23 protein-coding genes are annotated in these 23,498 nt (G+C 58.7%); all 23 read right to left on the bottom strand.

All coding sequences use genetic code 11. From position 1 onward, the window contains the following. Window positions 1-25: 25 nt before the first annotated feature. On the bottom strand, window positions 26-799 hold the full coding sequence (locus HMPREF3138_RS21315; protein WP_038876757.1) for a PP2C family protein-serine/threonine phosphatase: 774 nt from the start codon (window positions 797-799) through the stop codon (window positions 26-28). Further along, a complete protein-coding gene (gene tagH / locus HMPREF3138_RS21310) occupies window positions 799-2,547 on the bottom strand; it encodes a type VI secretion system-associated FHA domain protein TagH (protein ID WP_038876760.1) in 1,749 nt (582 codons plus the stop codon). Before tagH ends, HMPREF3138_RS21315 begins: the two co-directional genes overlap by 1 nt. Window positions 2,548-3,078: 531 nt before the next feature. After that, window positions 3,079-3,840: a DUF4225 domain-containing protein gene (locus HMPREF3138_RS21300; RefSeq protein ID WP_038876766.1), complete on the bottom strand. Its 762-nt coding sequence runs from the start codon at window positions 3,838-3,840 to the stop codon at window positions 3,079-3,081. A gap of 61 nt (window positions 3,841-3,901) precedes the next feature. After that, a complete protein-coding gene (locus HMPREF3138_RS21295) occupies window positions 3,902-4,255 on the bottom strand; it encodes a T6SS amidase immunity protein Tai4 family protein (protein WP_223294933.1) in 354 nt (117 codons plus the stop codon). Between the two features lie 12 nt (window positions 4,256-4,267). Next, window positions 4,268-4,726: a T6SS amidase immunity protein Tai4 family protein gene (locus HMPREF3138_RS21290; protein ID WP_038877327.1), complete on the bottom strand. Its 459-nt coding sequence runs from the start codon at window positions 4,724-4,726 to the stop codon at window positions 4,268-4,270. A gap of 158 nt (window positions 4,727-4,884) precedes the next feature. After that, window positions 4,885-5,244: a T6SS amidase immunity protein Tai4 family protein gene (locus HMPREF3138_RS21285; RefSeq protein ID WP_038876769.1), complete on the bottom strand. Its 360-nt coding sequence runs from the start codon at window positions 5,242-5,244 to the stop codon at window positions 4,885-4,887. Further along, the gene (locus HMPREF3138_RS25860) at window positions 5,241-5,726 is read right to left on the bottom strand and encodes a type VI secretion system amidase effector protein Tae4 (protein WP_071605364.1); all 486 of its coding nucleotides are present in this window, start codon (window positions 5,724-5,726) and stop codon (window positions 5,241-5,243) included. Before HMPREF3138_RS25860 ends, HMPREF3138_RS21285 begins: the two co-directional genes overlap by 4 nt. Window positions 5,727-5,784: 58 nt before the next feature. Next, a complete protein-coding gene (locus tag HMPREF3138_RS21280; RefSeq protein WP_038876771.1) occupies window positions 5,785-6,267 on the bottom strand; it encodes an Hcp family type VI secretion system effector in 483 nt (160 codons plus the stop codon). A 194-nt stretch (window positions 6,268-6,461) separates the two neighbouring features. Next, window positions 6,462-6,902, bottom strand: coding sequence for a T6SS amidase immunity protein Tai4 family protein (locus HMPREF3138_RS21275; protein WP_038876774.1), 441 nt, complete (start codon window positions 6,900-6,902; stop codon window positions 6,462-6,464). Further along, the gene (locus HMPREF3138_RS25855; protein ID WP_071605363.1) at window positions 6,899-7,405 is read right to left on the bottom strand and encodes a type VI secretion system amidase effector protein Tae4; all 507 of its coding nucleotides are present in this window, start codon (window positions 7,403-7,405) and stop codon (window positions 6,899-6,901) included. Before HMPREF3138_RS25855 ends, HMPREF3138_RS21275 begins: the two co-directional genes overlap by 4 nt. Before the next feature lie 57 nt (window positions 7,406-7,462). Beyond that, window positions 7,463-8,968, bottom strand: coding sequence for a type VI secretion system contractile sheath large subunit (tssC, locus tag HMPREF3138_RS21270; RefSeq protein ID WP_004934958.1), 1,506 nt, complete (start codon window positions 8,966-8,968; stop codon window positions 7,463-7,465). Window positions 8,969-8,971: 3 nt separating this feature from the next. Continuing rightward, window positions 8,972-9,508, bottom strand: a complete 537-nt coding sequence (tssB, locus tag HMPREF3138_RS21265; protein WP_038876777.1) for a type VI secretion system contractile sheath small subunit — start codon at window positions 9,506-9,508, stop codon at window positions 8,972-8,974. A gap of 121 nt (window positions 9,509-9,629) precedes the next feature. Continuing rightward, on the bottom strand, window positions 9,630-10,661 hold the full coding sequence (gene tssA / locus HMPREF3138_RS21260) for a type VI secretion system protein TssA (RefSeq protein WP_038876779.1): 1,032 nt from the start codon (window positions 10,659-10,661) through the stop codon (window positions 9,630-9,632). A 23-nt stretch (window positions 10,662-10,684) separates the two neighbouring features. Next, on the bottom strand, window positions 10,685-11,404 hold the full coding sequence (tagF, locus tag HMPREF3138_RS21255; protein ID WP_038876781.1) for a type VI secretion system-associated protein TagF: 720 nt from the start codon (window positions 11,402-11,404) through the stop codon (window positions 10,685-10,687). An 18-nt stretch (window positions 11,405-11,422) separates the two neighbouring features. Continuing rightward, window positions 11,423-15,058, bottom strand: a complete 3,636-nt coding sequence (tssM, locus tag HMPREF3138_RS21250) for a type VI secretion system membrane subunit TssM (RefSeq protein WP_038876782.1) — start codon at window positions 15,056-15,058, stop codon at window positions 11,423-11,425. Beyond that, a complete protein-coding gene (locus HMPREF3138_RS21245; protein ID WP_080213377.1) occupies window positions 15,058-16,260 on the bottom strand; it encodes a DotU family type VI secretion system protein in 1,203 nt (400 codons plus the stop codon). Before HMPREF3138_RS21245 ends, tssM begins: the two co-directional genes overlap by 1 nt. Before the next feature lie 21 nt (window positions 16,261-16,281). Next, on the bottom strand, window positions 16,282-17,628 hold the full coding sequence (tssK, locus tag HMPREF3138_RS21240; protein ID WP_038877330.1) for a type VI secretion system baseplate subunit TssK: 1,347 nt from the start codon (window positions 17,626-17,628) through the stop codon (window positions 16,282-16,284). A 40-nt stretch (window positions 17,629-17,668) separates the two neighbouring features. Continuing rightward, window positions 17,669-18,196 (bottom strand): type VI secretion system lipoprotein TssJ, encoded by a 528-nt coding sequence (gene tssJ, locus HMPREF3138_RS21235; protein WP_047730446.1) that lies wholly within the window; start codon window positions 18,194-18,196, stop codon window positions 17,669-17,671. Window positions 18,197-18,225: 29 nt separating this feature from the next. Then, entirely contained in the window at window positions 18,226-18,726 is a 501-nt protein-coding gene (gene tagV / locus HMPREF3138_RS21230) for a type VI secretion system accessory protein TagV (RefSeq protein ID WP_038876786.1), read from the bottom strand. Window positions 18,727-18,773: 47 nt separating this feature from the next. Beyond that, window positions 18,774-19,166, bottom strand: a complete 393-nt coding sequence (locus HMPREF3138_RS21225) for a DUF4150 domain-containing protein (protein ID WP_004934933.1) — start codon at window positions 19,164-19,166, stop codon at window positions 18,774-18,776. Between the two features lie 16 nt (window positions 19,167-19,182). Beyond that, complete coding sequence (locus HMPREF3138_RS21220) at window positions 19,183-19,818, bottom strand: DUF3540 domain-containing protein (protein ID WP_038876788.1); 636 nt, start codon at window positions 19,816-19,818, stop codon at window positions 19,183-19,185. A gap of 30 nt (window positions 19,819-19,848) precedes the next feature. Then, window positions 19,849-20,916: a pentapeptide repeat-containing protein gene (locus HMPREF3138_RS21215; RefSeq protein WP_038876791.1), complete on the bottom strand. Its 1,068-nt coding sequence runs from the start codon at window positions 20,914-20,916 to the stop codon at window positions 19,849-19,851. Beyond that, on the bottom strand, window positions 20,913-23,459 hold the full coding sequence (locus tag HMPREF3138_RS21210) for a DUF2169 family type VI secretion system accessory protein (protein ID WP_038876793.1): 2,547 nt from the start codon (window positions 23,457-23,459) through the stop codon (window positions 20,913-20,915). Before HMPREF3138_RS21210 ends, HMPREF3138_RS21215 begins: the two co-directional genes overlap by 4 nt. Window positions 23,460-23,498 lie beyond the last annotated feature (39 nt).

Below are 23,498 nucleotides of genomic sequence, written 5' to 3'. Positions count from 1 at the left end.
GAACCTTGCTGTGAATGTGCGCTGCTCAGTCGCGGCTCAGAAACCGTTCCGCATCCGCCAGCGAATGCAGCAGGGTGGTTTCCTGCGGTGAGCCAATCCAGACGGCGATAGCGCTGTAGTTATCGCTGTTATTGTTTTTCTTCCATGCCTGCTGCATCAGGGCGATCCACTCGCTGGGGGAGTTGACCATGTGCAGCGACTGTTCCAGTTCGGCCTGGCTGAAGCTGTGCCAGAAGCCGTCGGTGCACAGCAGGAAAACGTCGCCGTCTTCCAGCTGCAGCACGTCGCTGTAGGTAGCGTCGCGCTCTTCATTGAGCCCCAGCGCGAAATACAGCAGGTTGCTGTTGATGCCGTTGGTTTGATAACCGGCGTCCTGCATCTGTTGGATCAGGCTGTGATCGGTGGTGACGGCATGCAGGTAGCCGCGGCGGAACAGGTACAGGCGGCTGTCGCCGGCGTGCGCCCAGTAGGCCAGCTGGTAATCACGATCGATAAACAGGCTGACCAGCGTGGTGCCCATCTTGCTGTATTCGTCCGATTGCCGCTGTTGCTGGTGGATGGCGGCGTTGGCGCGCGTAATGTGCTGGCGAATGCTTTGGGCGTTCAGGTGCTTTTCGCCGTCGAAGTTATGCAAAATGGTGTCGCGCGCCAGTTTGGCGGCGATATCGCCGCCCGGAAAGCCGGCGATGCCGTCGCACACCACGAAGCAGGCGGCGCGGTTGCCGAGCACCTCGCCGGTCTGATCCTGGTTGGAGGCGCGGCCGCCCTGGTTGGAGGTAGAGGCTATGGTGATATTCATTACGCGTCCGGTTTGGTCTGTGAGTCTTTGTATTGATTCACTTCAACGTCATAGGCGTGCAGGAAGGCTTCGCCGAACAGGGTGTGGAAATCGTCCTCGATCTCGCCGGAGGTTTGCTGATAGTTCTTCACGAAGTAGTCCCACAGCGCAGCCTTGCGGTTGGCGGGCAGCGACAGACGCGGCGCCACGCCTTCCTTGCGCGCTTCCTCTTCGAGGCGCTCCGGGTTGAACGACTGCAGCATGGCGGCGATGATGGCGCGGATGCCGGCGATCATCCCCAGCTGGTGCGCCTGCAGGTCGATCAGCGCGTCGCGCACCGCCTGCTCCGGCGGCATAAAGCCCGGCATCTGGCTGCCGAACATCTGCATCAGCACCGTTTTGCCCGAAGGCAGCAGTTTGAACGGGTTGTTGGCCTCGTCGAGGATCATGGTCATCTCGGCCTTCACGCCGCGCTTGAGGATCGAGCGGGATGAAAGCAGGGCGACGGTGCCCTGCGAGAACAGGCTCAGCAGGCGGCCGGCCTGGCGGATTTGCCGTTCGTCGAAGTGCGGCTGCGGCTGCAGATCGTCGAGGCCGATGCCTTGCAACAGCGCCGTCAGCAGCGGCCCCTCTAAGGTGTCGCCATTCGGCGCGGCGGCGTGCTGCCGTTGAGCGGACTGGTAGGCGACTGGATCGATGCCCAGGCGGTTGCCCTGGCGCGGGCGCGGCGGCTGTGCAGGCGGTTCCTGCTGGCAGAACTGCGGCGCAGGTTGGGGTTGCGGCTCAGGCGTCTGCACGGGTGGCGGCGTCGGCTGTGGGCGGGGCGCTTGCGGTTGTGCGGCGATCGGTGGCGGAGACGGCGGTGCGGGCGGCTGTACCGGCTCCTCCGGCTGAGCCAGCGGCACGGCGCCGCCCATCAGCAGCCCCAGCGGATCGTTGCTGTTTAACGCTTCGGGCGACGCGGGAGCGGACGCGGGAGCGGATGAACCGCCGAACAGCGCCAGCGGATCCAGCTCTTGCTCCGGTTGCTGCGCATTCTGAGCCGGGGTTGCCGGCCGCGCTGGCGCAGCCTGTTCCGCCAGCAGCGCGCTGGGAGTGGTATCGGCCAGGATGTGTTCGCGCTCAAAGGTGGTGTCGGTGTTGAACAGCGCCGCCGGATCGGTTTGCTGCTGCTGCAGCTGGCGCAGATCGACATCGCCCGCCAGCTGCGCCAGCGGATCGACCGGGTTCAGCTCGCGAGCGGGGGTGTCCAGCAGCGGGTGATTGCCAGGATTGGCGACCGGCGGCGGCGTGACGGCGGCCGGCGCATTCGGGGTAAATTCTTCCACCAGGCTGTCCCAGATTTCGTTGGGGATGGGCGCGGCGGATTTTTCTTTGGTGGCGGCTGCAGGGGCCGCAGCAGCGGCAACGGCGGCGGCCTTGGCCACCGGTTGAGCCTGTGGCGCGGCGTGCTGGTGCAGCGCGCTGACTTCAATCTGGTAATCGTCGATGCCGAGCACGTCGCCGTCCTGCAGTTCAACCTGGCGGCCACGTTCCAGCGGAATGTCGTTCAGCAGCACGCGGGTAACGTTGCCGCGGTTGGTGATGCGGCATTCGCCGTCAGCGGAAATATGCACGATCGCCTGCAGGCGGGAAATGGCGCGCTCTTCGTCCGGCAGCACCAGGTTGTTGTCCACGCTGCGGCCGATGGTGCCGCCCGGCGGCAGAAAATCGCAACTGCTCTGCGGCGGAACCTGGCCACTTTTATTTTTTACAATGGAAAATCGCATAAGGCATTCCTGCTGATAAGATCTTATGGCTAGACAGTGGAACTCAATAACGGGATGAGTTCGACTTTATTTCTTTCCTAAGAGAGATCTTTGAACGTGAGTGACTAAATTTTTTTTGGTTAACGCATTATATGGTCGAAAACTTCAATGTAATAACGTGATGCTGTATGTGTCAGGTGATGCCTTTGCTATTGCTATCATTATTCTTACCCTTTCTCTTGTAATAGAGATTAGTCGGTAGTTGAGACAAGTAAATTAGGGCGAATATAATACTGGCGTACCATACCTCGTCATAATCTTGGAATTTTATATTGAGCATCGAATCCAGTATCTCAGAACCATAGTTAAATATTAAACCTTGGGTGATGCTTGCAAATAGATTTACTATGGTAACTATCACAAAAAGAGAGTAAGATTTTTTATTGTTAACTTTCTGTTTTAGGTGATACAGCCCGACAAAAACTACAACTGACAGGAAAAAGTATAAAAACACAAATGAGTAAGAGTAGGTGGAAAGCGTGACGTCATCGCTCACTGTTTTGTTTCCTCATCGATTAATTTGTAAATTCCATAGCCGGTTATGGCATTGGAAAAAACCTCGGTGCCTAATGGAACCGTGCCAAGCTTTTTCCATCCAATAATATAATCGTTATTTATGTGTTTAAACAACCGCCAAGAGTCAGGTCTTAATGACTTGCTAAATATACCGTACCCAGATAGTGAGATGTCAACGGAACTATAAACGATGTCAGCTTCATTTTTATTATAGCCTAGATAGTTAGCCGCGTAGTGGTATGCCTCTCTTATACTGCCAACCTTATCTTTTCTGAAAAGTAAATAATAGCCACTTTCGTAAACATTATTTGCTCCTTGAGCCATTAACGGTACGCCAACGCCCCCGCAGGCCATGCCTGCAGAAAGTGCACAGGTTCCGATTCCGGCAAATATCTGAGAGCCGCCACTGACAAAACCAACTTGTTTCATCACCAGGTTTGAAAATCTTTCTCTTTTTTCTTTTTCTATTGCGACAAAGAGCTTGGCTTTACCTGTATTAATGTTGAATTCTTGTTGTTTGAGGTTGTGGATTTCCTCTTCGATTATACTGATTGCCCCAGCGTAGGATGTGCAGTGTATACTGATATCCCTTTTTGCAAACTGAATAAGTTGGTCTATTTCCAGTGAGAAATTAGCTCTGGATTCGTTAGTGTATAGATACTGTCGTGAAAACGTTCTTGATAGTTTTTTGAGTTCATCGATAGATCTATCCAGATCTGCTTTTGTTTTGTATTGCATAAGGATTCCTTTCCTATTCTTTATACCAACATTTACCCTGTGAAGGGATACGGATTTACTCTCAGTTATCGCCTTTCCCTTGGTATTTCTTGATGATGGCTTGCAGCTCTTGGCTGTGTACAAGATCGATGCACTTGGCCATCGTCATCGGCTCCCCAGACATGCTGTCATAGGGCTTTGCCAGAAATTCTTTTGCCAGCGCCCTGACGGCGGTATGCGCTTCCAGAGAATAATCGCCGAACTCCATGTAACCCCGAGCGGCGGCCGCGGCATCGTTTTTGACTTCTTTTGCGGAGTACCCCTCGGCGATACAAACGCTAAGCGCGTAGTTTCTGAGGTACTCGGCAGGGGAATAGTCAATTTTTGTCACTGCATTAGCGTTCAACGTTGCGGCGATGGCCACAGTGAGTGAGATTTTTTGCACTGATTATTTCCGAGGATGATTTTCATTTACTCTATCCAGATTGTCTTTCACCCAATTATCATTAGGATGCTGTACATAGTCTTTCGCAAGTTTGTCAAGATCTTCACTATGGTACATATCCATGCACTTCATTAAGTCTAAGCGGCTTTTTCCGTCCTGAGCAATGTAATTCTTTTGCAAGTACTGTTTTGTCAGCGCAATGATAGGGGATTCTTCATCACGAATTGCATAGTATGACCAAGCATCGATTCCATTCGATGAGGCAATTGCATCTTTGCTGGCTTCAGGTGATGTCTTATAAGCGACTGAAATGCAGTAGGTTAGAGCGATATCTTTATAGTTTTGCAAATAGTTTCTGTATGCTGCCTGCGGTGGCCACTTTTCAATCGGTTCTTCTTGATTTTTCTGTGCTATAGCACAAGTGGCATATAGACAAAAAAAGGAGATAAGGATTTTTTTCATCTCAACACTCCAAATCCGTATGGTTTGTGCAGAGTAATACATAACCAGCGCATGAGTATCTCAATGCTTGATGGTTAATGCCCAGTGAAAATAATTAATAAAACTCTAATTTGCTTAAATTGATGGTTTTATAAAATTGCAACTTACAATATTAATTATTAATTAGAGTAACGTTCGAAGATGGCTTTAGCCTCACTGGAACTCTGCAGCGAAAGGCAATCTAAAGTATGAAAACTTCCTTTAACTGAGCCTTGACTATTTTTATTTGCGTACTGTTCAGCCAGTTTTTCGCCTTGTTCGAATGCATCCATGGGGAGTTTACTGAATTCTAAATAGGCGGAAGCGGAACGGAAGGCATCTTGCTTGGTTTTTTCTGAGTCAGTAGACTTCCCAATACAGCGGCTAATCAGCCAATTTTCATAAATTTCGCTTTGAGGTAAGTTTTCTATTTTTATATCTTCCGCCAGCAACATAGGAGAAACGAGAAGAAGAGCAAGGGCGATGTGGGTAGTCTTCATTTTAATATCCAAAGTGATGCGACTTCAGGAACAAAAGATCCATTCTCAGGATCCCCCATGAAATGACAAGAGTCAGAGCAAATGTCACCGTTCCATAATGTGACATGTCCTCTGGCATTTCGCCAGCCATTTCCTTGTATAACCATTATCCCTTTTTTACCTGAAAATTTAGCTGGGGTAGGGGATTTCACCGTGATATCAGGCTTGCCGAAGTTCTTTTCTAAAAAGAGAATCATATCGTTAACACGATAAAGATACCATTTTTTATCTTTACCAGACACAGTCGCATAACCGGAGTTAGAGGGAATTGGTATGCCTGTATAGTTGAGTACATAACTCATTCGTATAGGACAAGCATTTTCAAAAATACCGTTTTCAATATTGCTTTCTACTTTTCCACCAATCAATGCACCCACTTTTTTTACATTGACATTGACTTCAGAAAAACGAATCCATGCGGGCCCAAATAGAGGTTTTTTCATCCTGACTCTCCATTGTATCCATGTTATGAACCCCCGGCCGTAGCCGGGGGCATGCAGATTAAGCTTCGCGGTTTTCTTTGATGTTCCAACCTGCGCTGCTTTCGGCGCCTTTGCCGCCTTTGTCGCTCTGCTCCCAGTATTGCTGTTTCACTTTCGCCGCCTGGAAGGAATAGGTGACGCCAACGGTGTCTTCGCCGCCTGCGCCTGTGTACTGCACGGCGGTGACCAGCACGTCTTCCAGGGTGATTTTTGCGTATTCAACCTGGCTACCGCCCGCCTTACAAACCGACAGCTCAATCTTGGTCAGGTGTTTGCCGCTTGAGCAGTGTTTCAGCAAGGCCGGGGTTGACTTGTCGATCAGCGCGTTGACGTGCAGATCGTTGAAGCACACTTTGCCGGCGCCACCGCCGCCGCCAACGCCCATATTGCCCGGTTGAGAAGCGCCCCAGGAGAAAGAAGTAATGTCGGTCCAGCCTTTGTGATTCGAATCTTTGGATTCGCCGCTGGCACCTTCAACTTTCAGGAACATATCAATAGCCATAGTTTCTTCACTCTTTATTAAGGGTTAACAGTAGTATTAACGTTACGTTGAAAACTCAGGTAATAGCAGCAGGAATTGCAAGTGTGGTAATGCATTACCAATTTATATCCTTGTGCCATGCACCTTCTTAAATACCGAAAACTATCGGTACGGGTTACCGAGCCACTATTAAGTGCTAATGGCTCAATGCTTAATTATTTCGCGTTATCTTGATTCCACGTGCGATCTGGATTGCCTGCAATGAGCTGTCGGGAAAGCTTGTCCAATTCCGGACTATGGTACAACCGCAGGCAGTTTAAGGTGACACCTTGACTCTTGCCTTTGGTTTCACTGTGAAACTCATTGACTCTGGATTTATATTTGCCGATGAGAGCATTGATTTTCTCATCACCTGATTCGATATCGAATGGCATCCATTCTCTCATCGCATTCGCCGTTCTGGCTGCATCAAGAGAGAACGCTTTATCCGAATCGGAGACCTGTGCCAGGCAGCGTGACAATGCCAGTTCTTTTACGACCTGGTGATAAGGCATCTGTTTGATAAATGCCACCGGATCTTGAATGTCCTTGGCGAGCGATGACTGCGAGAGCCCCAACAAGGTAGTTGCCAATCCGATTGTGATTAACTTGTTCATGGCAACTCCCAAAAATTGGCTCGCGGAGTAGAGTAATTGGTTCCGGGCTCATTGAAATAGCAATGATCTGAACAACTGTTTCCGTTCCAGAAAGTGGCGTGCCCGCCCGCATTTCCCCAACCTGATACTTCAAAAAGTATTAATCCTTTTTTGTTGGCCAGTTGCGTAACAGGTAATTGAGGGTAATTAACAATCATGTCAGGTTTTCCCCACGTTTTAGTCAGGTAGGGAATCAAATCCCGCACGCGGAAAAAGTACCATTTTTTATCTGCGCCTGAGACGGTTAACTGACCTATTCTGGGAACTGGATGGCCTGTGTAATTGAGCACGTAACTCATCCTTACAGCACAGCTGTTTTCCCAGCCACCTGATTCGGCGGGTATCTCAAAGTTTCGTTTTACGGCACCGCCAATCGTATTTTTAACTTTTCCCAGAGGATCGTTTGGGTCATAAATATTTTTAGCCGCAGTCCAGGCAGCCAGAAAACGGGGTCTTGTTCCCATGATTTACCTCCATGTTTTATTTATCAGGCCGCGCGATCGCGGCCTGACTCCAGTCCATCAGGACGCGTCGTTTTGCTTCAGCGAAGGCAGCTTCGACACCAGGCGCAGGGAGACGGTCAGGCCTTCCAGCTGGTAGTGCGGGCGCAGGAAGAACTTGGCGCTGTAGTAGCCCGGGTTGTCTTCGATCTCTTCCACCTGCACTTCCGCCGCGGCCAGCGGTTTGCGCGACTTGGTTTCCTGCGATGAGTTGGCCGGATCGCCGTCCACGTAGTTCATGATCCAGTCGTTCAGCCAGCGTTCCATGTCGTCGCGCTCGCGGAAGGAGCCAATTTTGTCGCGCACGATGCACTTCAGGTAGTGCGCGAAGCGGCAGCAGGCGAACAGGTACGGCAGGCGCGCGGAAAGCTGGGCGTTGGCGGAGGCGTCGGCGTCGTAGTATTCCGCCGGCTTCTGCAGCGACTGCGCGCCGATAAAGGCGGCGAAGTCGGAGTTTTTGCGGTGCACCAGCGGCATAAAGCCGTTTTTGGCCAGCTCGGCTTCGCGACGATCGCTGATGGCGATCTCGGTCGGGCACTTCATGTCCACGCCGCCGTCGTCGCTCGGGAAGGTGTGGCACGGCAGGTTTTCCACCGCGCCGCCGGATTCCACTCCGCGAATGGCGGTGCACCAGCCGAACTCTTTGAACGAACGGTTGATGTTGGCGGCCATGGCGTAGGCGGCGTTGGTCCAGGTGTAGTTGCCGTGGGTCGCGCCGTCGGTATCTTCTTCGAAGTCAAACTCGTCCACCGGGTTGGTGCGGATGCCGTACGGCAGGCGCGCCAGGAAGCGCGGCATCACCAGGCCCAGGTAGCGCGCGTCTTCCGATTCGCGCAGGCTGCGCCAGGCGGCGTACTCGGTGTTCTGGAAAATCTTGGTCAGATCGCGCGGGTTGGACAGCTCCTGCCAGGACTCCATCTGCATCACGCTTGGCGCGGTGCCGGCGATGAACGGGCAGTGCGAGGCGGCGCCGATCTTGGCCATTTCGCCCAGCAGCTCCACGTCCTGCGGGCTGTGATCGAAGTAGTAGTCGCCCACCAGGCAGCCGAACGGCTCGCCGCCGAACTGGCCATACTCTTCTTCGTAGATTTTCTTGAAGATCGGGCTCTGGTCCCAGCCCACGCCTTTATAGCGCTTCAGCGTGCGGCCCAGCTCCTGTTTGGAAATGCTCATAAAGCGGATCTTCAGCATCTCGTCGGTTTCGGAGTTGTTGACCAGATAATGCAGGCCGTGCCAGGCGCCTTCCAGCTTCTGGAAGTCGTCGTGGTGAATGATCTGGTTGATCTGCTGCGACAGCTTTTCGTCGATTTCCGCGATCAGCGCCTGGATAGTGCGGTAGGCGTCGGAAGAGACGGTGACGGTGTTTTCCAGCGCCTGTTGCGCCAGGGTTTTCACCGCGTTCTCGACCGCTTCTTTGGCCTGATCGGTCTTCGGCCGGAACTCTTTGTTCAACAGCGCGCTGAATTCATCGCTGGAAAAAGTCTCGGTAGTCTGCAACGCATTTTGTTGCTGAGGCGAGTTGCTCATCGATTAATCCTCACGCTCGTTGTTGTCGTCGTTAACCGCCGGCTTCGGCGCGTCGGTCAGGGATTGCAGCAGCGCCGGGTTTTGCAGGATCTTGGAGATCAGCTCTTCGGCGCCGTTCTTGCCGTCCATATAAGACAGCAGGTTGGAAAGCTGGGTGCGGGCGTCCAGCAGATTGCCCAGCGCGTCGACCTTGCGGGCGATAGCGGCAGGGGAGAAGTCTTCCATGCTTTCGAAGGTCAGATCGATGTTCAGCTTGCCTTCGCCGGTCAGGGTGTTATCGACCTGATAAGCGACGCGCGGCTTCAGCGATTTCATGCGCTCGTCGAAGTTGTCGACATCGATCTCCATGAACTTGCGTTCTTCCACGCTGGCTTGCGGATCGACCGCTTTCCCCACCAGATCTGCCATCACGCCCATCACGAACGGCAGCTGGATTTTGCGCTCTGCGCCATAAATTTCGACATCGTATTCAATCTGTACGCGCGGCGCGCGGTTGCGGGCGATGAATTTCTGCCCGCTGCGGGATTTCGAGTTTGACATGATTTACTCCATCTAATGGCGATTGGGAACGCGCCTCGTCCGGCTGGGAGAGTCAGGTTCTGATTCGGGTCTGCGCCGGGGCAGACGGTATCGGATGCGTCAAGAGAACAAAGGTCGGCGGCTAGCTGTTCTCCTCGTGGTCGGGGCGACCGAGAATGGTCTCCAGTTGGTTAAGCCCATCGGGCGCCAAATCGCGGACGATTTGCATAAAGTCCAGCGTAATCAGCCGCTGGACCCGATCGATCATCAGCGGCGCCGGGTGGCTCGGCTCATGAAGACGAAAATAGTTTTTCACCTTGTCCAGCATCAGCTGGGCGTCGTCGCGCGACTGGATCTGCGCGCTGCGCCAGTTGAGCGGTGCCGTGGCGTTTTGCATCGCAGCCGGTTGTTGCAGGGCGGCGGTTTCCGGCGGGGCGTCGGGTTCGGCGGCGGCCGGGGCATCGCTCTGGCCGGCGAGCGCCACCAGGGAAAATACCTTGGTCAGCGCGCCCATTTCCGGCAGGGCGCTTTCCCCCAGATGGCGGGTCACTTCACTGCGAATGGCGCCCAGGGTATTGGCAATGTGCGTCACCAGTGCGCCTTCGGGGCGGCCCTGCTGCGCCAGCTCATCCTGCAGCCGTGCGCGGCCGCCGGGAAAGTTGGGGCACTCTTGCTTGCTGCCGTCGAGCAGGGCGCCGGCATCGCGCAGCGAGATTTCACCGGCGGCGCTTTTCAGCAGCGGCGCGGTGCGCACGCTGGCGGCCAGCGCGGCTTTGTCGCCAAGGTCGGCCAGCGCATTGATGCGAAACAGCGGGTCGGCTTCGCCGTCGAACTCCAATGCCGGTTGCAGAGCATCCCAGTAACGGAGTATCGACTGGTGGATCAGCGTCAGCCCGTCGGCGTAGCCCGGCAACCCGCGCAGCTGGGTCCAGGCGCGGGTGAGATACAGCATGACGCGCAGGTCTTTGGTGCGCGCCAGCAGCGAGGTCGCGAGGCGTTCGACCTGCACCCAATCCGGCGCTTCTTCCGGAATGATGGTGCTGCCGAACTGCTGTTCGGCTTTGCCGGTGGCGGCGCGCGCCATGGCCAGAAAGTCGGCGTCGTATTCCAGGTTGTCGCCGCAGGGATTGTCCGCGTCAACCGGGGCCAGCAGGGTATCGGTGTCGATAGCCATAGAATTTCCTTCAACGAACGATGTTAATCAAACATTTGCGGGTACTGGCCGCCGCGGCCGGGGCGTGCCCAGCCGTTGGGCTCGAACAGCAGTGAAAACAGCTGCACGGTGAGGTTGCCGCTGTGTACGTGAGTGTAGAGCGGGTGTCCGTCGGCCTGATTGGTCCACCAGAAGCTGGTGTACTGCGCCGGGTCGAAACAGTCGGCGGCCTGTTGCCAGCCGAGACCCGGCACGTCCGGATGCTGAAAACCGATAATCGACAATATCTCGGAATCCGCTTCCGCCGGCGGGCTGGGCAGCGCCGGGATTGCCTGCAGCGTGCGGTCGATCTGTTCGGCGGAGAAGCCGTTGCGCACGCCGTTCAGCAGGGTATGGCCGAGTTGCTGGTACCAGCTCGCCGCCATGTTCAGCTGTTGCGGGCGCCATTCTTGCAGGCTGAACAGGCGCAGCGCGCAGATCGGGTAGCGCCGCCCGACGCGATCGCGCGCCGGCAACAGGCAGCCCATCTGCACGTACGGGCTGCCGAGCGTGGCGGGGATCACGAAGTTCCACACCGGTGCGTTGCTGAACGGGTGGCCGTTTGGCCCCTGCGCATCGCGCTGCAAATTCACCAGCCCGTTATGGAACCAGTGGGCCCAGTTGTTGACCACCGGATCGGGCAGGCGGCGCTGCAGAAAATCGCCGGCGGAAGGAAGTTTGCCGTACCAGCCGAGGCTCGTCGGGGCGCTTGAATCAGTGCTCATGATCATGTCCTTTCGGGGCTACGGGCACGAGAAGGCCGGCAGTTGGAACGGATTGCGGATGCTGTTGGGCGTGAACTCCAGCGTGACGCGATGGCCGTCGAGGTTGAACGTCGCCTGGCGGCCGAGGCCGCCGGTGCCCGAGGATTGCGCCATGTCCACCAGGCGGTTCAGCGCCCATGGCCCGCTGGTCACCAGGCTGGCGGTGGTGCCGTTGGCCAGCGCCAGCTGCAAATGCACCTGGTTGGTATTGCGGGTGCCCGGCCAGCTGACCACCAGCGGCACCTGTGGACCATGGCTGTATTTGAACAGCTGGCCGTCGATATCCAGCGTCAGGTTGAGGATATCGTTATCCATCCGTACCGGCCGCACGGTCACGCGGTACGAGGGCGTCGCGGTACCGTTGGCGAAGAAGGCGTCGCGGATGCGCTGCGCCTGCTGGAACGAACGCAGGATGCCTTCGCCGCCGGGCAGCGTCTTGCCGTCCACGCCGGGGGTAAAGCGCCAGTTGGCGCGGGTGGTGTCGACCTTGCCCTGCAGATTGTCGCGGAAGAAGCTGTCCATCAGCCCGCTGTTCGGCGCGAACATGCGTGCCAGATCGTCCGGCGTCACGTCCTGGCGCGCCCGGGCCACCAGCGGATAACGGCCGGCGATCGCCTGGCGGCAGAAGCTGCCGACTTCGAAGCTGATACGCTTTTTCACGTTCTCCATCTCTTTACGCTGGGTGTCGCTGCTGGCGCCGATCGCCAGCGACAGCAGCATCTGTTTGAACGGCACCGGCAAACGGCCGGATTCGGCCTGCAGACGCGGGATGATGTCGCTCGGCGGCGCCGACATGCCGCTGTTGGCCGCGCCCTGTACCGCCGTCAGATAGCTGTACAGCTCATCGACCTGCTTCAGCACGCTGTCGAAAGGGATCGCCTTATTGCCTTCGCCCTGGCTTTGCGCCAGCTCCAGCAGCGGCGCGAAGTGCGCCATCACCAGCTGTTCCGGCTGGGCCGACACGTCGCCGTCGGCGCTGGCCGGCCGGTTGGTGAACAACGCCTCCAGCGTGCGGTTGGCGTTTTGGTTCAGCCTGTCTTCGGTTTTGGCCAGCAGCGAGCGGGAATCGGCGTCGCTTTTCTCGTCGCGCAGGGTGACGTTTTTGCTGACGTTGACCAGCAGGTTACGCATCGGCGACGGATTGCCGGACAGCAGGCGCGCGCTGCTGATGCGCTGGGTCAGGTTGCCGATGTTGGCCAGTTGGATATCGCCCAGCAGCTCATCCCAGGCGCTGATAAAGTCCTGCATGTACAGCTGGCGGATGGTTTTGGTCAGATCGGCGCTTTTCTGCTCCGGCGTCGGGCTGTTCAACACCCAGACGTCTTCTTTGCGCAGCGTGTCGGTCACCGGGTCGATGTTGTCACTGAACGCTTTCCAGTACCCTTGTGAGGTGAACAGGCCCGGCACACCGTCGGTGACCGGTTTGCCGCTTTTGCGGCTGAACGCCAGCTCGGTTTGCGGGCCGGCCAAATCGACCAGGCTGACCGGCTTGATGTCGGTCTGTTTCAGCAGCAGACGTTTGAGGCGGCCATAGACGCGCTGCGACAGCGGCGCCCGATTGATGGCGGCCTGCGCCTGCGCCACCCACTGTTCGTCTTTGGCGTAAGGCGAGGCCTGGATCTGCGTATCCAGCAGCTGGCTCAGGTGCCATTCGATCTGCTGCAGCTGTTTCTGCGTGCTGCCCTGCGGCAGGTTGCGCTGCAGGTTGAGCATCACCCAGGCGCGCAGGAATTTGCCGTCGTACTGCTTTGGCAGATACAGCATCTGATAGGCCTTCAGCGCTTCGTAGCTGAAGTCCGCATCGCCGTGGTTGTCGTTGCGCAGCGTGGTGGCGATCTGTTGCGCCACCTGCGGCAGCAGCAGCTCTTTCAGCGCTTTTTGGTACAGCGCATTGCCGGCGTCGCCCACCTGATCGCCGCGGAACAGCCCCATGCGGTAGGTGAACGGCGGATCGTCCGGCGAAAAGTTCTGGCTGTCCGGCAGGTGCAGCAGGCTATTGAGGAACGGCAGCAGCGAGAACATGTCGCCGTTACCCAACTGCGTCAGGTTTTGCCCCTGGCGCTCGACGCCGGGCACCTTGGCGGCCACTTCCGCCAGATAGGCCTTGTTGTTGCCGTAGCTGGTGAACCAGAGCATCGCCAGCACTGCCAGGATCACCGCCAGCGCGATGTAACCCGCCCAGTGCAGGGCGCGATTGCGGTATTCCCACCAGCGGTTGCTGCCCGCCAGCCCGGACTCCTGGAAGACCACCGATTCCAGCGTCTCTTTCAGGAAGAAGCTTTGGCCTTTGGCCGCCGGGATCGGCGCTTCCTGGCCCACGCTGTCCCAGGCCGCGTTGGCCTGCGCCCCTGAGTTTGCCGTTGGCAGCTGCAGGTAGCGGTTCAGCTCGCCCATCACCCGGTCGAACGGCAGACCTTCCTGCGTGCCGCTGGTGAAATAGATACCGCGCGGGGTAAAGCGGGTTTCAAAACTGGAGGTGGCGAACACCTGTTCCAGGTATTGGCCCAGCAGCGGGCGCAGCGCGGCGAACTCCTGCGGGAACAGGTAACTTTCGGCGCGCTGGCGCGCGTCGTGTTCCATCAGCAGCGTATCCGGCAGCGCCGCGTCCAGGCGCTGTTGCAGCAGGGCGTATTGTTGTTCGAAAGCGGCGTTCAGATTGAAGTCCGGCTGCCGCGAGCGTTCGTAAGGGAAGGTGAATCCCCAGATCTGGTCGCGCTGCGCTTTGTCGAAGCTGCCGAAATAGGCCATAAAGCCGTTGAGCAGGTCGGTTTTGGTCACCAGCACATAGACCGGGAAGTGAATGCCCAGCTGTTCGTGCAGTTCGATCAGGCGTTTGCGCAGCGCGCTGGCCTGGGCGGCGCGCGCTTCGGCGCTGTCGCTCAACAGATCGGCGACGCTGATGGTGACCATCACGCCGTTGATCGGCTGGCGGGTGCGGTATTTTTTCAGCAGCGCGACGAAGCTTTGCCATTCGCCGGCATCTTCTTCGCGCTGGCTTTCCTGGGTGGTATAGCGGCCGGCGGTGTCGAGCAGCACGGCGTCGTTGGTAAACCACCAGTCGCAGTTGCGGGTGCCGCCCACGCCGCGCAGCGCGGTTTTGCCGAAGCGATCCGCCAGCGGGAAGTGCAGGCCGGAATTGACCAGCGCGGTGGTCTTGCCGGCGCCGGGCGCGCCGATGATCACATACCACGGCAGCTGGTACAGGTATTGGCGGCTAAAGCGGGTCATCCAGCGGTGCTTGCCGCCCTCCTGGCCCGGTGCGAAGCGCGCCTTCTTCAGCAGCTGCGTCGCTTCGTCGAAGCGCTGCGCCAGCTGTTCGTCTTGTTTAATCTCGGGCTTGCCGTCTTCCGCCGGTACTGCTTCGGCGGCGCGCAGGTTGCTTAGCAAACGGCTGTTGAACCAGGCGCTGTAAAGGCGCGGGATCAGGCGGCACAGGAACCAGATCAGGTAGATAACGCCGATGGCGATCTGGCGGTTGAGTTCCGGCTCCAGCGGGCGATAGTCGCCGATGGCCACCAGCGGGCCGATCATCCAGATGATGAACGCCAGCGCGGTGATGCCGACAAAGCCCCACAGCAGGCGGCTGGTGATGATGGAGAATAACGTACTGAGCATTACTTTCCGGTTCCTTGCGGCAAGCCGTTGATTTCCGCCTGGGTATTTTCCGGGGCGACCAACAGCGTAATTTCTACCCGGCGGTTCAACGCGCGGTTCACTTTGTTATCGTTCGGCGCGACGGGGTTGCTTTCGCCGCGGCCCTCGGCCTTGACCCGCTGCGGGTTGGCGAGGTGCTTTTGCAAGCGGGCGCTGACCGCTTCGGCGCGCGCCAGCGACAGCTCCCAGTTGGAGGCAAAACGGGCGCTGCGGATCGGCACGTTGTCGCTGTAGCCGGTGACCAGGATCTTGCCGCTGACGCCGTTCATGGCGGCGGCGATGCGGTCGATGACCGGAATATAGTTGGCGCGCACCGTGGTGGCGGCGGAGTCGAACAGCCCGTCGCCTTTGAGGATCACCACGCTTTGCTGCGCTTCGTCGCGCACCACCACCAGCCCTTCGGCGATCTCTTTGCGCAGGAAGCCTTTCAGGCTCAGCGTCGGCGGCGCGGCCGGCGCCGGGTTACCGATCGCCACCTGCGGCAGATTGGTTTGGTAAATTGCCGCCAGCACCGGGCTGGTGTTGTCGCCCAGCCGCCAGTTGAGGGCGATGAACAGCAGCGAAGCCAGGAAGCCGGTCAACGCCACGCAGGCCCACAGCGGCACCAGCGGGCGCCACAGCTTCTGCTGCACCGGCAGATCCAGCGCATGAGGCGACAGCGGCGGGGCATAGCCGCCGCGCACCGACCGGATCAGCTGCAGCAGGCGCTGCTTCATGGTTTCCAGCTGCGATCGGCCGTTTTCCATCACTCGGTAGCGGCCTTCAAAGCCCAGCAACAGGCAATAATTGATCAGCTCCAGCAGGTTGATGTGCTCGCGCGGGCTTTGCGACAGCTTGGCCAGCAGCTGGAAAAACTTCTCGCCGCCCCAGGTTTCGTTATGGAAAGTCACCAGCAGCCCGCTGCCGGACCACACGCTGTTGCTGCCCCACGGGGTTAGCGCCGCCGCTTCATCCAGCGCGGTGCACAGGCAATAACGCGCGCCGATGATCACTTCGTACGGCAGGTTGGCGCGTTGGCCGCGGATCTCGAAGCGGCGCATTTCGTCGATCAGCTGTTGGCGCAGCTGCGCCGGGTTGGCGTGCGTGGCCGACTGGCGGATCTGCGAAATGGCGTTCAGCAGCGGGTTGGCGGCGTCCACCAGCGGATTGGCCGCCGGCGCCATGCTATTTTCCTGAGTCATAGGTTACCGGTCCGTATGGCTGCGAATCGCCCAAAATTCCATGTCCAGCCCCGGGAATTCGCCGGCCAGGTGCAGGGCGAAGGCGCTGGATTTTTCCATCTGTTTCCACAGGTCGCCGCCTTTTTCCAGCTCGAAGTAGGTGTAGCCGGCGTGATAGGGGATCTGGCGCGGCGCGGCGGGCATGGTGCGCAAACCGATGCCCGGCAGCTGCAGCTGCACCAAATCGCGGATGCGCGTGACCGGTGCGATCTTCATCTGCGCCGGGAAATGGGTCAGCAACACCTCGGCGGCCACGTCGGCGCGCACCGCCAGCACGAAGCCGAAATCGCGCATCATTTTGGCGTCCTGCACGGTGGCGACGTTCAGCCCGTGGGAGCGTTCGACCAGCGTCAGCTGAATGGCGTTGTCTTCCAGCACCACCGACAGCCCCTGACGCAGCAACAGCATCAGCTTGCCGAAGCACAGCGCCAGGTTGTCGTGGTCATACACCGGCAGGCGGCCTTCCGGGGTGCGCTGCGCCGAGAAGCTGGCGAGCTCGGTGGCGAACTGCAGCCAATCGGCGAACAGGCGCTCCGGGTGCAGATGGTCGAGGTGGTAGGCGTGGCTCACCTGGCCAAGATGGCGGTTGATCAGCTGCAGCAGCATGAAATCGACCATTTCGGAACTGCCGCCGCGGCCCGGCTGCAGCAGGCGCTGGCTCATCTGCTGGCTGCGCTGTTGCAGCAGGCCCTGCAGATCGTTGATGAAGGTTTTCAGTACCGGGTTGCCCTGGCAGTTCAGCATCGGCGGGATCTGTGCGGTATCGAGGCGCAGGCTGTTGTCGCCGCGTTTTTCCAGCACGCGGGTCACGCCGAGCGCGGTCCATTCGGCGTTGAGTTCGCTCTCCAGCATCAGCCGTAGGCGCAGGCGGCCGAACTGCAGCGCCGCGCTGCCCACCGAGACGGCGTTGAGATCGTCGACTTCGTTCTCGTAAGCCAGATAGCGCGCCAGCGCCTCCGGACTTTCCTGAAAGATCACGTCTTCACGCCCCGCACGATAGGTCGGCAGGGCCAGCACCACGTTTTCACCGGTCTTGTTTTCGGCGATGGTCAGCGGTGCGGGTGCCTGCCGGGCGCCGGCGAAGCGAAACGGCGTGCCGTCCGGCATGATGCCGCTGGCGGCGTTGAGCGCAATCTTGCCCTGGCGCAGCAGCGTTTGGTCCAGATCCAGGGTGAGGAACCCCCAGAAACAGCCGCTGTGGGCCTGGCCCCAGTTGCGTATATAGCCTTCGAGATAGTTTTCCGCCTGCTGGAAATGGTGAGGGCGCAAAAACATTCCCTCAGTCCAGACAACCTTATGAGCATCTTTCATCATCACACCTATAGTTACTTCGCTTCAGCGCAGCGGTAGGTCAGTCGACCTTTTTTACGGGGCGCAGGCCATTCACGCCCGCGACGATATGCGCTTCCAGCTCATCCGGCGAGAATTGCCATACCTTGTAGAAATTGGTTTCGGTGGGTTCCGGCAGCGGCAGTGAAATGCGCCAGGTCTTGCCGTCCAGATTTTGATACTCGGCGATCACGCCGATGTAGCGCGCATCCAACGCGCTTTGCCCGCCGAGCTTTTTGCCGGTCTGGCCCGGCGTCAGGAAGAACTGATCGCTGTCCAGCAGGCTGTTGCCGAGCACGCTTTTGGCGTCGTTTTGCAGACTGAAGAAGTCGGCATCCATAAATTCCGCATCCGAACGCAGCAGCAGCACGCGGATTTTGATCGGCGCCGGTTGCGCGCCGGCGGCGTTGACCTGGCGATCGGCATCGAACACCAGGCTGTAACGCGACGGCACGTTTTTGGCGGAAGACATGCAGCCGCCGAGCGCCAACGCGCCCAGCAGCAGAAACAGCATCCCGCACCAGCGGGAAGTGATAGGGGTCGTCATCATGGGAATCTCGTCGCCCGCAGGCGTGCTGACTACTGGAGGATCCAGGTAGCTGAACCGGCGTTTTTACACGCCTTGCTGTCGCCGCCGACTTTGACGCAGTCCTGTTTGGCGGCGCGTGCGCGGCGCGGCAGATCTTTGCGCAGCGTCGATTTGTAGCGCGTTTCCGGTACGCCGGCGTTGGCCTGGATATACCCCACCAGATCGCCGCCGCGGATAGCGGAGATCGCCAGCCAGCTGTTTTCCACTTCGCCCAGCGCGTAGAACGCGGCGGCGTTGTCCAGGCTGCCGACGGCGGTGCCGGTATAATTCGGGCTGCTCATGATGCTGGCGGCGTACAGGCTGCGGTACTCCTCACCGATCGGCTTGAACTGCTTCGGCGCGCTCACCGCGGCGCGGTGCTGCAGCGTGACGCCGTTGACTTCACTGCTGACGATAGCGTCGTTATTGAGCGCCGGCGGCGGTGGTGGCGGGGTGGAACAACCGGCAAGCGTCAGGGCGGTCAACAGCGTCAGGGTAATCCGTGTTTTCACAATGTCCTCTTTTCTTGATTGAATGGCTGTGTAATAAGGCGCCGTCATCAGGGCGCAAGCAGCAACACTTTTAATTGGCTCGGCACAATGCGCATGCCGAGCGCGTTGGTGGAATTCTGCAGGCTGAGGCTGGTCAGCCGGGTGGCCGGGGTGCCTTTGAGCAATACGGTAAAGGCGCCGGTCAGGTGGCGGGACGGCCCCATCACCGTCCCGGAGGCGACGCCGGTGGCCACGCCGGGGTTGTCGCCGTTGGTCAGCGGCGTCACCGTTGCCATGTTGTGCGCCGGGGTGCCGACGAACAGAATGTTGAACGCGTTCGGGATGGCGGTCGGCGCCAGGGCGATATCCGGGTAGGGCACGGGCACCGGCGCCGGGCTTGGCGTCAGACAGACGTCGGGAAACGCCAGGTCCACGCCGATCATTTGGCTGTTGGCAAACATAAAAGGCCTCCGCAGGTTATCCGACGTGGATTTGTTCCGAATCCAGCTTGGTGATGTCTTTTGAGGTAATGAGCGTGTTACGGGCATGAATGCGGGCGTAATCTTCCGCCTGATAATCCAGCTGCCCGGCGCGCACGTGCTCGGTTTGGCGCACTTTGCGGAACAGCGAATGGCTGATCTGGCTGACCGAATGCCACAGCGACTCGCAGCGCTTGCCGACCAGGCGACTGATGCTGACGAAGGCCGACAGCTCCTCGCCGCTGTATTTCATCTTGTCGACGTGGCAGTCGCCGCTGTTGGCCTGCAGCGTCATGGCGTCGCCGCTCAGCTTTAGCGCCTGCGCGCTGTGCAGCGACAGCGAACCGCTCGGCGTTTCAATTTGCAGATCGCCTGTGACGCAGAGCCGCGCCGCGCTTTGCGGTTCCGCACGTTCGAGAACGGCGATCGCCCACAGCTGGTGGCCGCAGCCGGCGACCAGCACGTTATCGCCGAGGGCCGGCGTCAGCAGGCAGCTCGCCGCCCGGCGGCAGTGCCAGCCGCGGCCTTCGCACTCCACCACCAGGCTGCCGTCCGGCAACAGGTTGACGACTTGGCCGGCGGCCTGCTGGGGCGGTGTGATGTTGACGGCGCGAGTTGTGTTGGCAACGCTCATGGTGATCCCCTCGTGAAGTGGTCAATGCATTCAGATTCGGCTCTGGCGCTGTGCGCTCCAGGTTTCGGCGGCGTACAGCTCTTCGTCGCGCTCGAGAATCCCGCTGCGATCGCCCCAGCGCGTTTGCTGCTGGTGGGCACGATGCATGCGGGTGCGCATAAAGCGCGCGCGCCGGAAATCGGCGGTGCTGAGATCGGCATAACAGAAATCGGCGTAGGTCAGGTCGCTGTCGCTGAAATCACAGCGTGCCGCGCGGCTGCGTTGGAACACGCATTGATACAGGCGCGCCTGGCTGAAGTTGGCGGCATCCAGCGTCGCTTCGCTGAAGATCGCCTGATCGAACTGCCCGCTGCGGCACTGCGCGTGGGTCAGATTGGCCTCCAGCCACAGCGACTGCTGCGCTTGCACGCCCGTCAGGTTGGCGCGCCGCAGCGAAGCGCCCTTGAAGTTGCTTTGACGCAGCGTCGCCTGGCTGAAATCGACGTCGTTCAGTTGGTTATCGGTAAACTGGCAGGCGACGAGGCGCTGCCCGGCGTAACTTTTGCCGCGATGGTCACATTCGAAAAACGTGACGCGGTCGAAATCTACCCCTTCAAACCCTGTTTCACAGAGGTTTAATCGAAAGAACGTGACAAGGGATAGCCGCGCATGATTCAACGCGGCGCCGTCGAGCGGGCTTTCGTAAAAGGTGGTGCGATCGTGCTGAGTGGCGGAAAAGTTCGCGCCGGCCAATTGGCATGACATCCAGTGGCTTTGATTGAGCGACAGCCGGCTGAAGTCGCTCTGTTCAAGCCGGCAGTTGTTGAACATCGTCAGTTCGATATGGCTCTCGCAGAAGCGGCCGCCCGACATGGCGCACTGATTGAAGGCCGTTTGCTTCAGGTTCGCTCGTGCAAATTGCGCGTGGTCGAGCCGGCAATCGCTGAAGACGCTGTCGCGCAGATCGCAATCGGAGAAGTTCACGCCGCTCAGGTTCAACTCGTTGAACATGCCGCCGGCCAAATCCATACCGGCGAATGACAGGCCGTGCAAATCCTCACCGGCAATCAGCTCGCCGCGTTTCACGCGCTGGCGTATCTGCTCAGGTTTTGAGGTCATACTTCCTTCCCGTTATGGCGAGGCAATGTTTTCACCCTGGCGGTATAGGCACCGTCGAGCCGGGTCGCCCGATCCACCTGCGACTGCGACAAATCGGCTCGGAACAGATTGGTGCCCTGCAGGTCGGCGCCTGACAGCACGCATTTTTGCAGGATCGCCGCGATGAAATTGGCGTCGCGCAGGTTGGCCTGGGACAAATCGCTGCGAATGAACAGGCTGCCGCTGCCGTTGGCCTGACGGAAATCGGCCTCGTTCAGCTGGGTTTCCGACAGGTCACAGTTATCGAGGCGCGCACGGCTGAAATTAGCCCGCTGCAACGGCATTTGGCGCAAATTGCACTGGTTCAGCGTCGCGTCGCTGAAATCCGCCTGCGGCAACAGCGTCTTCGCTGCGAAGGCGCAGGCGGTGAGGCGTGCGGCGCGGAAGCTGAGGCTTTGCGTCTCGGTATCAACCCAGGCGCAGCTCTCCAGCCGCGCCCGATCGAAGTTCACCGCCAGCAGCCGGCATTTGATGAAGCTGACTTTGTCGAGCCGGGCGTGGCTGAATATCAGCTGCTCCAGCTGCAGTTCCATCAACGTAATGTTGGCCAGCGTGGCGCGGTTGAAGTCACACTGCCCGAGCAAGGTTTCGTATCCCAGCAAATCGCGTAATGACGCCATCGTGAAATCGCAGCGTTGAAACAAGGTTTGTTGAATGTTGGTTTCGTGCAGCTGCGCGCCGCCGAAATCCGTCGCTTCGCATTTCGCCAGGGCCAAAGAGGCGTGGCTCAGATCCGCCTGCTGCAAGACGGCGCCGCTGAGATCGGCGCGCGCCAACATCGCCTCGCGAAGGTCACAGCCCACCAACCGGGTTTGGCGCAGATTGGCGTTTTCCAGCAACGTGCCGCGCAAGGTGGCATGGCTGAGGTCCATGCCGGACAGATCGGCGCCGGTGAGGTCCAGGCCGCTGAGATCTTTATCGCGCTGCATCGCAGCGGTGACGCGTTGGCGAATGATGTGCGCCAGATCGCCGCTTAAACGCAACGCCGGGTTTTGCGCCTGTGCCGACATTAAATACATCTGGTGCAGCGCGCGCTCGCTTTCCCCCAGCTGCTTGTCGCTAAACGCATCGGGGCGTTGACGCGCCTGTTGAAACAGCTGGTCGCGCTGCTGTTGGTAGCTTTCCGCGCCGGAAAGGTCGGCGGGGCCTGGGCCATCAATATCAATACCGTTTGCCTGCGCGCCATCAAGGATTTCACGGTAATGCGCTTCAGCGCGCTGTTCCATGCCGTCGACAAACTCGGCCAACTTCTCCAAAGAGGGCATCGGTTCCGCTGGCGGTGCGGGAAACATGTCGTCGATGTCTCGGCCTTCGCGCTGCAAACGTTGGCGGTGTTGTTCGCGTTGCTGATGTTCGTAGGCGGCGATGTTTTCCACCATCGGGCTTTGCAGCGTCGGCGTTTCCGTATCCAGCCAGGGGCCGATACAGCACTCCGGCAGCAAATCTTTTTCACGAAAAGCGTGCAGAGCGCCATGCTCTTTATCAAGCCGCTGATCGAGCACCTGCCGATAATGAGCGACGCTGCGGCTTTTACCCTCAATTTCCAGCGCCGGCATGAGCTGCATGACGTCTGCGGCATCGTCTTCATTGATGGGAAGGCTGCCCTGGTAGATCAACAGCATTTGTTCGCGATGGGGAAAGAACCACACGGTGGTGTGGCGCATCGTGATTTCCCCGAAATGCGCTTCGCCGCCGCGCAGCCGGTTGATGAAGCAGCGTGCGCGCCACGGCGGTAAATGCCCTTGCTGCATCGGCTCCGACGGATGCATGTTCCATATCCGGTAGGCGGCCTGGGGCGGCAGAGTGTCGCGCTGGGGAAACTGCTGATCGCTGTCTGCCATGTTGAACAGGCGCCAGTCGATGTCGTTGGCGAAGCCGGGAAAGTCGTTTTTCAACCAGTCGGCGTCGTAGTTTTTACCGATGCGGGAGAAGCGACGCGGCCAGGTGATATCCAACGCGTCAAAACTTGCCGGTTGCGCGCTATGCCGAGGCGACGTAAGGCGCTCCTGCAGCGGTTCGATATTGGGTAGGCGATGGATACGGCCTTGCGGAAATGTTTCCGGAGTGGCGCCGATGCCGTGTGGATTATCGGCGAACTGGGTGCCGCCGTAAGCCCGGCGCCAGTCCAGACGCATTTCTGCAAAAGGAAGGGGAGTGGAAGGACGAGCGTTGATCCAATGGCGATCGCCGAAAACCACCAGCGTTTTCTCCAGCGAATCCAGCTGGATCTTCACGGCGCAGGCGGTTTTGTCTTGCTGATGGTGGGTGTAGGCGTTGCCGGTGGCGAGAAACTCCGCACAGGCTTTCGGGATAGCCAGGTCGAGCACGCCGCCGCTCAACGTGAGCTCTTCGGCAGCCAGCTGCCACAGCTCCGGTTCGGGGCGCAGGCGCGGGGAAGCCCCCATATCGGCCAAGGCCAAAACGGAAACGCCCAGATGATTTTGCCCTTGCCAAGAGAAGGGGCGATGAAGCGCGCTGAGGCGCAGAGGTTTTACGACTTTCATTGTGTGTGTGTAAAGCTTCCTGTGGATATCAGCCGGCAG

Origin of the sequence: Serratia sp. HMSC15F11 (assembly GCF_001808215.1) — a bacterium.
In the GTDB taxonomy this organism is placed as follows: domain Bacteria; phylum Pseudomonadota; class Gammaproteobacteria; order Enterobacterales; family Enterobacteriaceae; genus Serratia; species Serratia nevei.
Note: the sequence above shows the minus strand (reverse complement) of the source record. Positions and strands in the feature narration are given on the sequence as shown.

Bases quoted from the DNA above. Each gene is read 5' to 3' on its own strand.
- tagF (WP_038876781.1), bottom strand. From the start codon at position 11,404: ATGAGCACTGATTCAAGCGCCCCGACGAGCCTCGGCTGGTACGGCAAA.
- HMPREF3138_RS21220 (WP_038876788.1), bottom strand. From the start codon at position 19,818: ATGAGCGTTGCCAACACAACTCGCGCCGTCAACATCACACCGCCCCAG.
- HMPREF3138_RS25860 (WP_071605364.1), bottom strand. From the start codon at position 5,726: ATGAAAAAACCTCTATTTGGGCCCGCATGGATTCGTTTTTCTGAAGTC.
- HMPREF3138_RS21215 (WP_038876791.1), bottom strand. From the start codon at position 20,916: ATGACCTCAAAACCTGAGCAGATACGCCAGCGCGTGAAACGCGGCGAG.
- tssK (WP_038877330.1), bottom strand. From the start codon at position 17,628: ATGAAAGATGCTCATAAGGTTGTCTGGACTGAGGGAATGTTTTTGCGC.
- HMPREF3138_RS21245 (WP_080213377.1), bottom strand. From the start codon at position 16,260: ATGGCGCCGGCGGCCAATCCGCTGGTGGACGCCGCCAACCCGCTGCTG.
- HMPREF3138_RS21275 (WP_038876774.1), bottom strand. From the start codon at position 6,902: ATGAACAAGTTAATCACAATCGGATTGGCAACTACCTTGTTGGGGCTC.
- tssM (WP_038876782.1), bottom strand. From the start codon at position 15,058: ATGCTCAGTACGTTATTCTCCATCATCACCAGCCGCCTGCTGTGGGGC.
- HMPREF3138_RS21285 (WP_038876769.1), bottom strand. From the start codon at position 5,244: ATGAAGACTACCCACATCGCCCTTGCTCTTCTTCTCGTTTCTCCTATG.
- HMPREF3138_RS21280 (WP_038876771.1), bottom strand. From the start codon at position 6,267: ATGGCTATTGATATGTTCCTGAAAGTTGAAGGTGCCAGCGGCGAATCC.
- tssA (WP_038876779.1), bottom strand. From the start codon at position 10,661: ATGGCTATCGACACCGATACCCTGCTGGCCCCGGTTGACGCGGACAAT.
- HMPREF3138_RS21315 (WP_038876757.1), bottom strand. From the start codon at position 799: ATGAATATCACCATAGCCTCTACCTCCAACCAGGGCGGCCGCGCCTCC.
- tagH (WP_038876760.1), bottom strand. From the start codon at position 2,547: ATGCGATTTTCCATTGTAAAAAATAAAAGTGGCCAGGTTCCGCCGCAG.
- tssJ (WP_047730446.1), bottom strand. From the start codon at position 18,196: ATGATGACGACCCCTATCACTTCCCGCTGGTGCGGGATGCTGTTTCTG.
- HMPREF3138_RS25855 (WP_071605363.1), bottom strand. From the start codon at position 7,405: ATGGGAACAAGACCCCGTTTTCTGGCTGCCTGGACTGCGGCTAAAAAT.
- HMPREF3138_RS21290 (WP_038877327.1), bottom strand. From the start codon at position 4,726: ATGAAAAAAATCCTTATCTCCTTTTTTTGTCTATATGCCACTTGTGCT.
- tssC (WP_004934958.1), bottom strand. From the start codon at position 8,968: ATGAGCAACTCGCCTCAGCAACAAAATGCGTTGCAGACTACCGAGACT.
- HMPREF3138_RS21300 (WP_038876766.1), bottom strand. From the start codon at position 3,840: ATGCAATACAAAACAAAAGCAGATCTGGATAGATCTATCGATGAACTC.
- HMPREF3138_RS21210 (WP_038876793.1), bottom strand. From the start codon at position 23,459: ATGAAAGTCGTAAAACCTCTGCGCCTCAGCGCGCTTCATCGCCCCTTC.
- tssB (WP_038876777.1), bottom strand. From the start codon at position 9,508: ATGTCAAACTCGAAATCCCGCAGCGGGCAGAAATTCATCGCCCGCAAC.
- HMPREF3138_RS21225 (WP_004934933.1), bottom strand. From the start codon at position 19,166: ATGTTTGCCAACAGCCAAATGATCGGCGTGGACCTGGCGTTTCCCGAC.